General features: G+C 67.2%; 16 protein-coding genes. 8 read left to right on the top strand and 8 right to left on the bottom strand.

The features are described from left to right. Nucleotides 1-71 precede the first annotated feature (71 nt). The gene (locus ACQPYS_RS28405; RefSeq protein WP_431939387.1) at nucleotides 72-275 is read left to right on the top strand and encodes a hypothetical protein; all 204 of its coding nucleotides are present in this window, start codon (nucleotides 72-74) and stop codon (nucleotides 273-275) included. Then, nucleotides 208-369, top strand: a complete 162-nt coding sequence (locus tag ACQPYS_RS28400) for a hypothetical protein (protein WP_431939322.1) — start codon at nucleotides 208-210, stop codon at nucleotides 367-369. Before ACQPYS_RS28405 ends, ACQPYS_RS28400 begins: the two co-directional genes overlap by 68 nt. Nucleotides 370-610: 241 nt before the next feature. On the opposite strand, the gene ACQPYS_RS28395 is transcribed toward ACQPYS_RS28400, so the two are convergent. Continuing rightward, nucleotides 611-1,180 carry a TetR/AcrR family transcriptional regulator gene (locus ACQPYS_RS28395; RefSeq protein ID WP_433491297.1) on the bottom strand — a complete coding sequence of 190 codons (570 nt, stop codon included), beginning with the start codon at nucleotides 1,178-1,180 and terminating at the stop codon, nucleotides 611-613. Between the two features lie 176 nt (nucleotides 1,181-1,356). Between ACQPYS_RS28395 and ACQPYS_RS28390 the strand changes: the two genes are divergently transcribed. The 3 genes from ACQPYS_RS28390 (at nucleotide 1,357) to ACQPYS_RS28380 (ending at nucleotide 2,922) form a co-directional block, all read left to right on the top strand. Continuing rightward, nucleotides 1,357-1,746 carry a hypothetical protein gene (locus ACQPYS_RS28390; RefSeq protein ID WP_433491296.1) on the top strand — a complete coding sequence of 130 codons (390 nt, stop codon included), beginning with the start codon at nucleotides 1,357-1,359 and terminating at the stop codon, nucleotides 1,744-1,746. A gap of 2 nt (nucleotides 1,747-1,748) precedes the next feature. After that, nucleotides 1,749-2,357, top strand: coding sequence for a pyridoxamine 5'-phosphate oxidase family protein (locus tag ACQPYS_RS28385; protein ID WP_431939319.1), 609 nt, complete (start codon nucleotides 1,749-1,751; stop codon nucleotides 2,355-2,357). Nucleotides 2,358-2,460: 103 nt separating this feature from the next. Further along, entirely contained in the window at nucleotides 2,461-2,922 is a 462-nt protein-coding gene (locus ACQPYS_RS28380) for a nuclear transport factor 2 family protein (RefSeq protein ID WP_433491295.1), read from the top strand. Between the two features lie 35 nt (nucleotides 2,923-2,957). Here the strand turns inward: ACQPYS_RS28380 and ACQPYS_RS28375 are convergent, their stop codons facing one another. Continuing rightward, nucleotides 2,958-3,617, bottom strand: a complete 660-nt coding sequence (locus tag ACQPYS_RS28375; RefSeq protein WP_431939317.1) for a YqgE/AlgH family protein — start codon at nucleotides 3,615-3,617, stop codon at nucleotides 2,958-2,960. Nucleotides 3,618-3,744: 127 nt separating this feature from the next. Between ACQPYS_RS28375 and ACQPYS_RS28370 the strand changes: the two genes are divergently transcribed. Beyond that, complete coding sequence (locus tag ACQPYS_RS28370) at nucleotides 3,745-4,524, top strand: lysophospholipid acyltransferase family protein (protein ID WP_433491294.1); 780 nt, start codon at nucleotides 3,745-3,747, stop codon at nucleotides 4,522-4,524. Between the two features lie 905 nt (nucleotides 4,525-5,429). Here the strand turns inward: ACQPYS_RS28370 and ACQPYS_RS28365 are convergent. Together ACQPYS_RS28365 and ACQPYS_RS28360 are read right to left on the bottom strand one after the other, a co-directional pair. Beyond that, a complete protein-coding gene (locus ACQPYS_RS28365) occupies nucleotides 5,430-5,741 on the bottom strand; it encodes a GNAT family N-acetyltransferase (protein WP_433491293.1) in 312 nt (103 codons plus the stop codon). 53 nt (nucleotides 5,742-5,794) lie between these two features. Further along, a complete protein-coding gene (locus tag ACQPYS_RS28360) occupies nucleotides 5,795-6,892 on the bottom strand; it encodes a zinc-binding dehydrogenase (protein WP_433491292.1) in 1,098 nt (365 codons plus the stop codon). Nucleotides 6,893-7,156: 264 nt separating this feature from the next. Here ACQPYS_RS28360 and ACQPYS_RS28355 point away from each other — a divergent pair, with 264 nt between their 5' ends. Next, a complete protein-coding gene (locus ACQPYS_RS28355; protein WP_431939313.1) occupies nucleotides 7,157-7,612 on the top strand; it encodes a nitroreductase/quinone reductase family protein in 456 nt (151 codons plus the stop codon). A 22-nt stretch (nucleotides 7,613-7,634) separates the two neighbouring features. Here the strand turns inward: ACQPYS_RS28355 and aroQ are convergent, their stop codons facing one another. After that, on the bottom strand, nucleotides 7,635-8,099 hold the full coding sequence (gene aroQ / locus ACQPYS_RS28350; RefSeq protein WP_433491291.1) for a type II 3-dehydroquinate dehydratase: 465 nt from the start codon (nucleotides 8,097-8,099) through the stop codon (nucleotides 7,635-7,637). 388 nt (nucleotides 8,100-8,487) lie between these two features. Here aroQ and ACQPYS_RS28345 point away from each other — a divergent pair, with 388 nt between their 5' ends. Further along, nucleotides 8,488-10,083 (top strand): NTF2-like N-terminal transpeptidase domain-containing protein, encoded by a 1,596-nt coding sequence (locus tag ACQPYS_RS28345; RefSeq protein WP_433491290.1) that lies wholly within the window; start codon nucleotides 8,488-8,490, stop codon nucleotides 10,081-10,083. Nucleotides 10,084-10,098: 15 nt separating this feature from the next. Here ACQPYS_RS28345 and ACQPYS_RS28340 read toward each other — a convergent pair whose 3' ends face one another. The 3 genes from ACQPYS_RS28340 to ACQPYS_RS28330 all read right to left on the bottom strand — a co-directional run bounded on the left by ACQPYS_RS28340 (nucleotide 10,099) and on the right by ACQPYS_RS28330 (nucleotide 13,247). Continuing rightward, on the bottom strand, nucleotides 10,099-10,467 hold the full coding sequence (locus tag ACQPYS_RS28340) for a DUF3054 domain-containing protein (protein WP_433491289.1): 369 nt from the start codon (nucleotides 10,465-10,467) through the stop codon (nucleotides 10,099-10,101). Between the two features lie 54 nt (nucleotides 10,468-10,521). Then, nucleotides 10,522-11,625 (bottom strand): lysylphosphatidylglycerol synthase transmembrane domain-containing protein, encoded by a 1,104-nt coding sequence (locus tag ACQPYS_RS28335; protein WP_433491288.1) that lies wholly within the window; start codon nucleotides 11,623-11,625, stop codon nucleotides 10,522-10,524. A gap of 143 nt (nucleotides 11,626-11,768) precedes the next feature. Further along, nucleotides 11,769-13,247 (bottom strand): adenylate/guanylate cyclase domain-containing protein, encoded by a 1,479-nt coding sequence (locus ACQPYS_RS28330; protein WP_063041033.1) that lies wholly within the window; start codon nucleotides 13,245-13,247, stop codon nucleotides 11,769-11,771. Between the last annotated feature and the right edge of the window lie 232 nt (nucleotides 13,248-13,479).

Genomic DNA, 13,479 nt, shown 5'->3' with positions numbered 1-13,479 from the left:
ACTTACCGTACCGCTATGTAACGGCACGTTCAATAGGCAATCGTCAAGGGGAGTGATCGCCCCCACTTCGGGTGCCGAACAAGACCATCTACGTCGCCGCCGACGACCTGCCACTGTTCCAGCGCGCGCAGGAGTTGGTCGGCGGCAATCTGTCCGGCGCGGTGGTCACCGCGCTCGAGCACTTCATCGAATTGGAGGAGGGCAAGGTTGAGGGGTACGAGGAAATCGTGCTCCGAGTCGGCCACAACGGTGTCGGTCTTCACGGTGGTCGATAACCTCGAAGAATTGCGGGGCCGGATTCGGGACCGGCTTTACCGGCGGGTCGCCGGGACCGCCGATTGTTCGCCCGTGGAAGAACTCGACATCTGAACCGTCGCAACCGAAACGGCCCTGACCAATACCGAAGCGCCGCACCGCGACAAGGGGGCGGGTGTCGAGACCTGGTTGTCGGTCGTGTGCGGGCTGATCGCGGCGAACCGGAGAGCGCCGGCGAACTGTCGGCTGCGGCCCGGCCTCCACCGGCACCATGCCGACGGGGGATGCGAGCCGGGCGCGCACAGGGCGGGCGGTGCCCCCGTCGGGGTGGGTCCGGGCAAGTGGAAGGGGAGCTCTACCCGGCGCTGCGCTCGGTGGCCGAAAGCAAGGTTTCGGCGGCGTCGCGCGCGTGGCGTGCCGCCCGGGGGTCCTCGTGGATGGCCGCGGTGACCATGGCGCCATTGGCGAGAATCATGAGCTGATCGGCCACGCCGGCGGGAAACGAGCCTGCGGTGACGAGTTCGGCCAGATAGTCGCGCACGGCGAGTTTGTGGCGCCGCGCGATACGAGCGACGTCGTCGGAGGTGCCGCCCAATTCCCCGATCGTATTGATGAACAGGCAGCCCCGGAAATCGGGTTGAGCGAACCAGTCGAGCAAGTAGTCGAATACGGCGAGGATCCGTTCTTGTGGCGTCCCGGCCCGTGCGTCCACGTATTCGGCGATCGCACCGCGCACATCGCGGTCGCGCTGCTCCAACACCGCGCACACCAGATCGGCTTTGGAAGGGAAATGGCGGTAGAGCCGCTTAAGCGACACGTTCGCGGCATCGCGGATGTCGTCCATCCCGACCGCTTGTACACCTCGGTCGTTGAACAGCCGATCGGCCGCGGCGACCACCTGTAGCGCCTCGGGTCCATCCGGCACCGCGACCTCCTTGCGTTGAGAACCTCCGTTCTCCTAGACTACCGGTACCGGTGAGAACGTCCGTTCTCTCGGTTCGACCGGCACGACATCGGTCTGAGCAGACCCGCCCAGTTCCAGGAGTCGCGCCCGGGTGCCCCCGACCGCAGGCCGGGGTGGCCCCTCTCGAGGAGCAGAAAATGAGTGGAAACACCGCGAGCAAGACCGCCGTTCTCGTGCTGAGCGACCCCAACGGCGGCGACGAAGCACTCGGCCGCGTATTCAACGCTCTCGCCGCCGCCTACGACTTCGATCAGGCCGGTGACGAGGTCCGGCTGCAATTCCAGGGCGCGGGAACCCGCTGGCCCGAACTCCTGAACTCACCCGAACACCCCGCCTACGACGTCTACCAGGCAGTGCGGCACACGGTCGCCGGGATCTCGTGTGGATGCGGCGATCTGTTCGGCGGCAAGGAGGGCGCCCAGGCCTCCGGCCTGGAGTTGATCAAGGACAACCCGCTGCCGGGTACCTCGGGGGTGGCAAGCATACGCACCCTCGTCGATAATGGGTACTCCATCCTGTCCTTCTGACCATGGAACATTTCTTCGCGCTCACATTCGGCGCGGACGAGCAGGCGCATCAGCGCCGGCGAGGTTCGTTCGACCGTTACGATGCGCTTTCCGCCGCGCCCGTGCCGACCGGCATGGGCGCGGCGGAAGCCGAGTTCCTCCAGCGCCGCGACAGTTTCTATCTCGCCTCCACCGGCAGCAACGGCTGGCCCTACGTGCAACACCGCGGCGGGCCGGCGGGATTTGTGAAAGTGACCGGCCCGACGCAGTTGGTGTGGGCCGAGAGCACCGGCAACCGTCAGTACATCACCGCAGGTCACCTCGACCATGACGACCGGGTCGCGATCATCGCCGTGGACTACCCGAACCGGAAACGGCTCAAGCTTCTCGGTCATGCGCGGTTCGATCCGGAGCCCGCTCCCGAAACGCTCGAACAGCTCGGAATAAGCGGCCGCCTCGAAGGCCTACTGACGGTCGAGGTCGTCGCGTTCGACTGGAACTGTCCCAAGTTCATCACTCCACGCTTCACCGCAGAAGAATTGCGGGCTGCCACCGAACCACTGAGGGAACGTATCCGCCACCTCGAGACTGCGCTGGCGGACAACGGAATTCCCGTCCCGCTCTCCCCGTGACCGAGTCGACCGGACGAATACCTCGCGCCCTGCTCTCGCGACAACGATCGAGGGTCATCGAGAAGCGTCCGCCGAGAACGCCCCACCCCTATGAGAGGTTGCCATGACCGACGCCCGACCACCGTATCCGCCCTTCACCGCAGACACCGCGCTCCGTAAGGTCCAGGCCGCCGAGGACGCGTGGAACACCCGTGACCCACAGCGCGTGGCCCTCGCCTACACACCGGACTCGGAGTGGCGGAATCGCGATCAATTCGTCACCGGGCGCGACGAGATCGTCGCGTTCCTGACCGCCAAGTGGGAGCGCGAGCTGGACTACGCACTCCGCAAGAGCCTGTGGAGTTTCCACGACAACCGTATCGCGGTCCGTTTCCAGTACGAATGGCATGACACCAGCGGACAGTGTTGGCGCAGCTATGGCAACGAGCTGTGGGAGTTCGACGATCGTGGCCTGATGCGACGCCGGGAAGCGAGCATCAACGACGTCGCGATCCGCGACTCCGAACGCAGAATCCGTGGGCCGAGGACCGAGCAGGAACACGGATTGGGCATTCCGCTCCACTAGTCGGTGTCTCGGAGTGGTGAGGGCGGGCCCCAGGCCTAGTTGCGTTCGACCTCGATCGGATGGGTGGCCAGCAGCGACAGCGGCAGTGGCTGCCGGCGCAGCACCTCCGCCCACATATCGGTGCGTCGCCCGGCGATCGGGTCACTGGGCAGGGCCGATACGACGATCCAGTCGTCGTTGGCCAGTTCGCTGTCCAATTGGCCGAATGTCCAGCCCGCGTACCCGGCGAAGATCCGGACACCCTCGACCAGTGGGCCTATCCGGTCCGGTTCGGCGTCCAGATCGACCAGCATCACCCGGCCGTCCACCCGGCGCAGCCCCGGCGCCCCGTCGATCGACGCGCCCACCCGCAAAGTGCCCAGGCACAGCGCGGCGTCCCGTTTGACGGGCCCGCCCACGAACAGGGTGTGTGGCCGTGCCGACAGCTCCGCCCACTGCGGTAACACATCGTGCACCGGGGTATCGCTGGGCCGGTTCAGCACCACGCCGAGCGTTCCCGCGTCGTTGTGCTCGATGATGTAGACCACCGTGCGGCGGAACGTGGGCTCGGCCAGGTCGGTCGAGGAAACCAGTAGTGTCCCGGCACGCACCGTCTGCTCACCCTGCCGGTTACCGCGACGACCAGGTTCGGGCTCGTGCCCGTCACCGCGGCCGCCCCGGGTCTTGCGATCATCGGGGTCATCTGCCTGCGCCACCTGGCCATCATCGCAGTTATTGCCCGACTGTGCCGCTCTGATCAACTGTTCACTTCGCGCGAAGTTCGCCCGGCCGCCGTTTTCGCGCCATCTGGACATACCGCGACAGCCTCGTAAAGTCAGCCGTATGCGTCCCCCCGAGGTGCTCCTGGACAACAGCGACGATGTGTACGCTTTCTATCGCGCACACCGGCAGAACCGCCTGCAGGCGATGGGCGCCTACGCTCTGCTGGGGCGGCGCTACCGGCCGCGGGTCGGCTACGCGACCGGGGCGCGTGAGGCGATCGGGGCGCGTGAGGCGATCGGTGCCCTCATCCGCTCCCGTACCCCGCTGCTGATCGCGGTGAACCACCTGTCCCGGCTGGACCCCTATACCCTCGCGGCCGCCGCCTGGCGCAGCGAACTACGGCCCATCATCGGCCGCACCCGGGTCCTGGCCAAGGATGAACTGTTCGAGGAGGCCAAATTGCGCCGCCGAATCGACATGATGGGCGGTATCCCCGTGTTCCGCGGCAGCGACCACGGGCCGCGGGCGGTGAACGCGGCCGGGCAGCAGATGATGGATATCTGCGCCGAACGCCTGTCCGGCGGTGACAGCCTGGCGATCTTCCCGGAGGGCACCTGCAACGACGTCGACCCGGCACAGGTGCAGGCGATCGGTACGGGCATCGGACATATCGCGTTCCGGACCGGCAAACTCGGCGCCCGGCCCGCCCTGGTCTGTCTCGGCCTGAGTTACGGCCCGCGCGCCGACCCCGCGGTCGAGCCGACCAAGGAACAGGCGAAAGCCGCGAGCTTCCACTTCGGAATGCCGCGAACCGAACTCCCGACCCGACCGGCGGAGATCGCCCGCCTGGTCCGCACCGACCTACAGCAGGCCCTCGACGCCGCTGTAGCCGCCTACTGAGATCACGTCCGCGGCGCTGTGGGGCGTGCTGTGGGCGGTGTTCCTCCGCGAAAAGTCCCCCTTCCCGCGGCGCCGGTCCATCGACCTCTTGCACAGGCAACAGCGCGCCCCCTACAGAGCCAGTGGTGGAGGCCGTTCCGGAGGGGATTCACCTCGGTGACGCTGGACGGCCGGCTTTCCCGAGCAAGTGTGCGCGCGGCGCACTCGGCCCCCGCGGGATCTGGGGAAGGGCGTTCCCGAGGAAGATCCACCTCACACGCGCTGAATGGTCCCTCTTCCGCGCGGATGTGTACGCGGCGAAGGTGCGTGCGGCCTGTGCGCCGCCTCTCCGAAAAGTAGTCCCGGACCCGCGTAGCGTGTTTCGCGGAGGAGTCCGCTTTCTCGGGCGCTGGATTGTCGCAATCCCGTATAGGTAGCTGCGCGGCCCTGTGCGGGGGTGTTTCGCGGAGGAGTCCGCTTTCTCGGGCGCTGGACTGTCGCAACCCCGTATAGGTAGCTGCGCGGCCCTGTGCGGGGGTGTTTCGCGGAGGAGTCCGCTTTCTCGGGCGCTGGACTGTCGCAACCCCGTATAGGTAGCTGCGCGGCCCTGTGCGGGGGTGTTTCGCGGAGGAGTCCGCTTTCTCGGGCGCTGGACTGTCGCAACCCCGTATAGGTAGCTGCGCGGCCCTGTGCGGGGGTGTTTCGCGGAGGAGTCCGCTTTCTCGGGCGCTGGACTGTCGCAACCCCGTATAGGTAGCTGCGCGGCCCTGTGCGGGGGTGTTTCGCGGAGGAGTCCGCTTTCTCGGGCGCTGGACTGTCGCAACCCCGTATAGGTAGCTGCGCGGCCCTGTGCGGGGGTGTTTCGCGGAGGAGTCCGCTTTTTCAGGCGCTGGACTGTCACAACCCCGAATAGGTAGCCGCGCGGCCTATTGTGGCAACCCCAGCCGATCCCGGGCCCAGTGCGGCACCAGCGACAGATACTGCGGGCTGCTCTCGATGAAGTGCTGTACCACCCGGCACATCGGCAGCACACCCAGCCCTTCGGCGCGGGTAGCGTCCAGGGCGGCCGCTACGAGGGCCCGGGCACAACCCCGGCCGTCGAATCGCGGGTCGACCTCGGTGTGCACGAATGCGCGCTCGCCGACGGTGTCCTGATATTCGGTGTATCCCGCGACCTCGCCCCCGACCGTGATCTCGAAGCGTTCCAGTGCGGTGTTGTTGCGGACCTCCGTCGGCATGGCTCGACGTTACTCGTTCGGCGGTGAATTTTCGCATCGGTACGCGCGGCGGGTCAGTACATTTCGATGATCGCCCGTCCGACGATCTCGCCGCGGGCCAGTGCGCTGTATGCCTCGTCGGCCCGGTCCAGCGGGTACCGGCGGGTGATGACTTCCTGTGGCCGGACCGTATCCGCCGCGACCATCCGCAGCAGGGCGGGCATATCGGTGCGCGCTTTGGCGCCGTAGGAGCCGCGGATCTGCAGTTTGCGGCGCACCAGCCGGGCCAGGTCCACCGCGCCGGTGGCGCCGGCCGGCGCGATGCCCACCACCACCGCCCGACCGCCGTCGTCCAGCACGTTCAAGGCCGTCGCGAATGTGTCGGCGCTGCCCAGAGCTTCGAACGCCACGTCCACGCCGTGTCCGCCGGTGAGTTCCCGGACCCGGGCCGCGACGTCTTCGGTGCGGGAGTTGATGGTATGGGTGGCACCGAGTTTCGCGACCGCGGCGAGTTTGTCGTCGCTGATGTCGATGGCGATGATCCGGGCGACCCCGGCCGCGGCCGCGAACTGCACGATCGACGACCCGACGCCGCCGGCCGCGACCACCGCGATCCGGTCGCCGAGTCCGAGTTCGGCGGTGTGCACGGCGCCGAGGGCGGTGAAGGAACTACAACCGAGGATCGATACGGCCTCGAGCCCGACATCGGCGGGTACCGGAAAGACATCGGAGGCGGGTACCACGCAGTATTCGGCGAGTCCGCCCATCGAGTACATGGCCAGCGGGGTGCCGTCGGCCCGGGCGAGACGGGTCGTGCCGTCGTAGAGGGTGCCGTTCAGCCGGTTGTGCGCGAAGAATTTCTCGCACAGGTCCTCGGCGCCGCGGACACAGTGGCGACAGTCGCCGCAGGGCATGATGAAGCTGCAGACCACCTTGTCGCCGACGGCGATGGCTTCCACGCCTTCGCCGAGTTGTTCGACCACGCCGGATACCTCGTGACCGAGTACCGCGGGTGCGGGGAATCTCACCTCGGACCGCAGGACGTGCAGATCGGTGTGGCAAACCCCGCAGGCGGTGACGCGTAACAGGACTTCACCGCGCCGAGGGACCGGCACCGGGATGTCCTCGATGACCAGTCGGGGTTCGGTTCCGTGGAAAACTGCGGCCCGCACGCCACTCTCCTCCGTCATTCGTTCCAGCACTCGCGCCCGATGTCCGGAGCAGCCGGGCCCCGACCACCGTCTCAGAAAAAGGTGCTGTCGGGAGCGGGTTCGGCCGTCCGGCCGGTAATTGCCGCCCGACCTGGGGCACTCGCGTGCTCTGTTACCGAGAGCTACCTGGATATTCGAACAAGAGAGAGCGCTGCTCTTGACGTGGGCTCCGAAGAGTGCGATTGTTGTTCACAACAGAGAGCATCGCTCACAAAGGAGAAGATGATGACCGCCGCGACCCGCTACCTCGCCCCCACCGGTTTCGACCCGATCTTCAACCGGCTCGCCAACCTGCTGCCCAAGCTCGGGATCAGCGTCGCCGGTTCCCGGTTGCTGGCGGTGCGCGGGCGCAAGTCCGGGGAATGGCGGACCACCATGGTCAACCTGATGACGGCCGCCGACGGGCAGCGTTATCTCGTGGCTCCGCGTGGGCACACGCAGTGGGTGCGCAATCTGCGGGTCGCCGGTACCGGCGAGCTGCGGCTGGGTCGGCGGACCGAGGTGTTCACCGCGGTCGAGATCGCCGACGCGGACAAGGTGCCGCTGCTGCGGCTCTACCTCGAGCGCTGGGGCTGGGAGGTCGGCCGCTTCTTCGAAGGCATCACCAAGGACTCGACCGATGCCGAACTCGCCGAGATCGCCCCGGGCTTCCCGGTTTTCCGGATCGAGAAGGCGAGTTGAGGCAGGGGCCGGTGCGGCGGTGTCAGGACCGCCGGGTCAGCAGGTATTCGATCGCGGCGGCATAGCCCTGGATACCCATTCCGGCGACGACCGCGTCCGCGATGGGGGAGACGTAGGAGTGCCGGCGGAACTCCTCGCGGGCGTGCACATTGCTGATGTGCACCTCGACGATCGGCACCTCCGGGATGACCAGCGCATCGCGCAGCGCCACCGAGGTGTGGGTCAGGCCGCCGGGATTTATCACGAGCGCCGACACGGTGCCGCGCGCCTCGTGGATCCGGTCGATCAGCGCGCCCTCGGAATTCGTCTGGAAATGGGCTATCTCCCACCCGTGCGCCGCCGCGGCCCGACGACACAATTCGATTACATCATCGAGGGTCTCCGACCCGTATATCTCGGGTTGCCGAGTGCCGAGCATGTTCAGGTTGGGCCCGTTGAGGACCAGAATCGGGCTGCTCGAGGTTTGCGGGACGGCGGCATCGGACATGACAGCAACCCTACCGACACCTCCCGCGCGGGCGGATGATTCTGAGCTACCGTGACGGGGTATCTCTTCGATGAATGCGGACTTGCGGGGTAACGGCGCACCGCTTCTGATCGATCGGTAGCGTAGCGTCGCCGGGTGTTCTCGGGCGCCCCGATAATTGATCATGGTCCGCTGTGCGACGAGTTGGGCTCGGCCGCAACCGCACACGGTGGGGCAGGGTATGGTTTCGGGTTTGCGATCACTCGCAAGCAGGCATTTTTCAGGTACGGTGGTCTTGTTACCGGTGTGACAAGAGTGAAGAGTGGGCGACATGGACGTGAGGGGATCCCGCCGCTTTCGCTTCCGGGGCGCAATCGCCCTTACGGGGGTGGCGGCTCTGGCAATTGCGATGGGATCGTGTGGGTCCGGGACCGAGGTAACCGGACCCGAAGCGGTCGTCGACCGATTCACCGAGCGACTCGACGAGCACGACTACGCCGCCGCGGCGGAGTTGACCTCCTATCCCTCCGCGGCTTCGGCAACCCTTCAGCAAATGTTCGAGGGCCTCGAATCGGGCACCGTCGACTACGAGAAGGCGCAATTCATCGGACTCGATGCCGAATCCGGCATCTTCAGTCTCGATGTGCAATGGAGCTTCGGCGAGCAGAAGAACTGGTCCTACGGGCTGGAGGGCACCGTCCGCAAACTCGCGAACGGCTGGCGGATCTCCTGGGACCCGGCCGTGGTCATGCCCGAACTCAGCCAGAACCGCACCGTGCAGCTGGTGCGCACCACCCCGGATCCGCCGCCGAAGGTCGTCGACAATATCGGTAAACCGCTGATGACCCAGCAGATCATCAATGTCGTCGAACTCGATCCGACGCGGATGCCGGACCCGGTGGCCTCCACCGACGCGCTGGCCCGTGCCATCGAACCGGTGGCGCCCCTCATCACCGGCGCCTCGCTTCGCGACGATCTGGCCGCCGCCGGCGGGAAGCCGATCACGGCGGTCAGCCTGCGCGAGGGCGATTTCGCGATCCTGGAACCGCGGATGGCGCCGATCCCGGGCGTGGTGATGAAACAGGAACCGCGGCTCATCGTCGCCGATCGCCGGATCTTCTCGCCGATGCTCGACGCCATGAAGAAGGTCTGGGAACAGAGCCAGGACCAGCATTCCGGCTGGGCGGTGCAGCTGTTCGAGAACGGCCGCTTCGTCAAACAGCTGGCGGGCAACCAGGGCCCGGCCGGTCCCGATATCGCGGGCACCATGGACCAGCGGTTGCAGCGTGCCGCCGAGGACGCGGTGGTCAGCGTGGGTTCACCCGCCTCCATCGTGGTCACCCAGCCCTCCACCGGAGCCGTGGTGGCAGCGGCGCAGAACAACTACTCGAGCGCGCAGGGGCCGGTCGCGTTCACCGGGCTGTACCCGGTGGGCGGTGCCATCGAACTGTTCAAGAAGGCGGCCGGGGCGGCCAAGGGCAAAGCACCCGAAGACGTCACCGACCAGGAGGTGATCGAGGCGGCCGCCATGCTCGGCGTCGGCGTGGACTTCCGGGTCCCCGGGCTGGAGGAGGTGACCGGGCGCCCGGCCGGGGCGGGCGGCGCGGAACCGGTTCGCCAGGGCGGTGGTACGGATGCGCTGCTGGTCAGCCCGTTCGGCATGGCGATCGCGGCGGCGGCCATCACCAACGGCACTACCCGCCCGCCGATGCTCGAACGGGGTCGGCCCAGCGAAACCGACGCGCCCATGGGTCCACTGCCCGGGCCCGTCGACGCGGCGCTGCGCGCGGCGATGCGCGAGGGGATGAACGCGCCGCAGATGGCTCGGCTGCGCGGATTCCGTGACGTCACCGGGTTCTCGGCGAAAGCCGGTGAGGACGGCTGGCTGATCGCGAGTATGGGTGATCTGTCGTTCGCCATCCATATCGCCGATGTCGACAGCGGCGATATGGTCGTCCGAATGGGCGAGCGGATGTTGCAGGCGCTGGCCAAGCCGGACGAATGAGCGGCGGCCGGGTGGTCACCTGATCGCCGCGACGGCCCCCCGCCAGCCCAGCAGGAAGAACGCCAGCACCAGCGCCGCGACCACGATGAAACTGAAGGCGGTGCCCTGACCGGCGACCATTCGCAACAGCATGCCGATCACCAGGGTGCACAACCAGATCACCACACCGGCGGGCCACAGGCGCGAGCCGTCGAGCGGTTCGGTGCCGGTCCGGCCGCGCACCACCAGCACCGCCACGACCCAGCCCGCGGCCAGTCCGGCCACGAACGGCCAGGCCGTATGCAGCAGACCGGTGAGCACGGCCTCGTCGTGACTGCGGCGGCCGATGGCGCAGAACAACACCACCAGGAGGAAGTCGACACCGATCGCAACGATCCATTTCACTCCGAGCAGCCTAGTCGCGGCCGCGACGCCGTGGCCACGGTGTGCGCTGCCGGCTCAGGCGTTGCGCTGGGAGAATTCCTTCTCGTACTCGTCGTCCTCGGCATTACGGGTACGGAACAGGAACGCGAAGACGATCCAGCCGATGATCGCGATCAGCACGAAACTAACCAGCCGGTACACGAACGCGGCGGCGACCGCCTGCGCCGCGGGCAGTCCGGCAGCCGCGGTGAGACCGTAGATCAGGGTCGCGTCCACGTACACGATCCCACCCGGCGCGAACGGGATCGAACCGACGGCCTTACCCGCCGCGAACGCGATCAGCAGTCCCGCCCACCGGGGGTCGCCGCCGATGGCATAGCAGGCGGCGCCCAGGCAGACGATATCGGCGAGCCGGTGGATCACCGCCCACCAGGTGACCCACGCGCCGTCCCGGGTGCCCAGTTTCACCGATTCGACCTGGTCGAGCATTTCCCGGATCTTGTCGATACCGGTATCCGGGGACCGTTTGCGCACCCGGTTCACCGTGAGCAGCGCGCGATGCAGCACCTTCTCGAGCGTGCCCGGATGCCGTGAGGCGTAGTTCCCCGCCCAGACCAGCGCCATCACCGCCGCCACCGAGACGATCAGGTTCACCGGACCCACCCGGCCACCCGCGAGCACGGTGCCGAGCACGCCGATCAGGGCCAGACCCGCCGCGGAGACCACCCCGGAGAAGACCAGCTGCCAGGACGCGACCACCGGGCTGGCGCCCCAGCGCCGGGTTTGCCGGTAGGTGAACGCCGTGGAGAACACCTGACCGGCGGGCAGGGTCACCGACATGGCGGTGGCGCCGTAAACGACCGCTACCGAGCGATACTGGCTCACCTCGACACCGCCGGCCCGCAGCAGCTGTTTCTGGATGTGGCCGAACCCGGTCATGGAAAGCATTTGCGCCGCGATACACAGCGCGACCCAGCCCCAATGGATTTCGGTGAGTTTGTGCCATGACTCGTGTAATCGCGGCCACAGATAAATCGCTTCGCCTATCAGCAGGAGAAGCACGATCGAAACGGCCAGCCATTTGAGGCAGCGGAATTTGTGGCGGCGATTCTCGGCGGGTTCCGGCGCTCCGGCCCCGGGCACAGCAGCGGTGCCCGCTGCTTCACCGTTGGCCGTCACGGGCCCAGCCTAATGGACACCTTCCGCCGAAGTCCGCTGCCTGGCCCGATACCGCCGCGGCCGACGAGGTCGGCTCGGGTCGGTGTGATGGGCGGTGGGTCGGCATGGTGACGCGCACGGCCGGAGCGGATGCGGAGGTACGCCTAGTCCACGGTTTCGCTGGGCCAGGACAGCCGCGTCTTGCGGCGCCGGCCGCGCAATTGCACCTCTTCGCCGGCCGTCCAGTGCCGCTGCTCGCTGTCCTCGGCGAAATACAGTGCCGAACCGGAGGCCAGCACCCGGCCCGGATGGTCCTTGGCGAGTTCGGTGAGCCGGGAAGCCTCGTTCACCGGATCGCCGATAACGGTGTATTCGAAGCGGTTGGCGGCACCGATATTCCCCGCGACCGCCAATCCCGCCGAAACTCCGATACCGATATCCAGTCCGGCGACCGCGCGCAATGCCTCGCGCAGATCGCGGGCGGCGGCCAGCGCGGCCGTCGGTGCGTCCGGACGGTCCAGCGGCGCGCCGAATATCGCGAGCGCGGCGTCGCCGACGAATTTGTTGACGAACCCGTGGTGGCGGTCGATCACATCCACCACGACCCGGAAGAATTCGTTGAGCAGGCTCACCACTTCGGTGGGTGGGTGTTCGGCGGCGGTCGCGGTGGAGCCGACCATATCCACGAACAGGACTGCCACGAATCGTGTTTCCCCGCCGAGTTCGGTGCCGTAGTCCAGGGCGCGCTGGGCCACCTCGGCGCCCACATGCTGGCCGAACAACTCCTGCAGCCGCTGCCGGGTGGCCGCTTCCTCCATCATGCGATTGAAACCGACCTGCAGCAGCCCGATCTCGCTCCCGTCGAAAACCTCCACCTGCACATCCCGGGCACCGTTCTGCACCTGGTCGATGGCCTGGCTGAGCTGGCGGACCGGGTCGGAGATACTGCTCGCCGTGAGCATGGACAGGGCCAGCGCCTGCATGATCACCACCCCGCACAGCAGCAGGATCGATACCGCCAGCGACTGCGCGGAGAACTTCACATCCGACGAGATCTGGGTGACACACAGCAGCACGATGGCAATGGTCGGGGCGAACGTGCCCATCCCCCAGGTCATCGCCATGCGGGTACCGACACCGGGAGTCAGGGTGTGGTCGAAACGCCCGGCGGTCAGGGCCTCGGCCGCTACCGGTCGTAGGATACGTTCACCGAGCATGTAGGTGAAACCGAACACAATGGTCGCGGCCATACATTCGGTGATGATCACAGTGCCGGCCAGCGCCGGGGTCTCGGAGATGATCGCCGCGCCCAGCACCCCGCCGCCGAGGATCCACAGGGCCAGATGCAGAATCGCCTGGCGCAGCGGCGCGTGCAGGGCGGCCATCTGTTCCTGCCGGCTGGGCGGGCCACCGCGCACCTGCCAGCGCATCACCGGCCGGAGCATCAGGGCCGAGGCCGCCACACTGAGGAAACCACCGGTGAGGAAGACGACGGCCGGGACCAGCAGTCCGATCTCCCGGGTACCGGGCTCCTCACCTTCGGGCACCGGCAGTCCGTACTGGATGAACGCCCACACCAATACCGCACCGAAAGCATTCGCGAGCAGCATCGAGGTGAGATACAGGGGCCAGCGCGTATGCATGGTCTGTTTGACCGCTTCCAATGGCGCTGACACGCGTACCAATCTAGCGCCCGGTGCCGACTGCCCCATGTTCCCGGGTTGTGCGTGATAGACGTCGCTCCAGGTCCACTGCGAGCGTGGCGTGTTGGGCGTGTCTCCGGCCGTGGCGCGTCGGCTGGACTCCGCTCCGGCCGCGGCGCGTACTACGGACCTCCGCGTTCGCTGCGGACGTGCATGTACTGCTCACCTCCGC

The sequence above is a fragment of the Nocardia grenadensis genome (assembly GCF_050942415.1).
Lineage (GTDB): Bacteria > Actinomycetota > Actinomycetes > Mycobacteriales > Mycobacteriaceae > Nocardia > Nocardia grenadensis.
The sequence above is the reverse complement of the archived record's forward strand: the minus strand, read 5'-3'. Positions and strand labels throughout refer to the sequence as shown.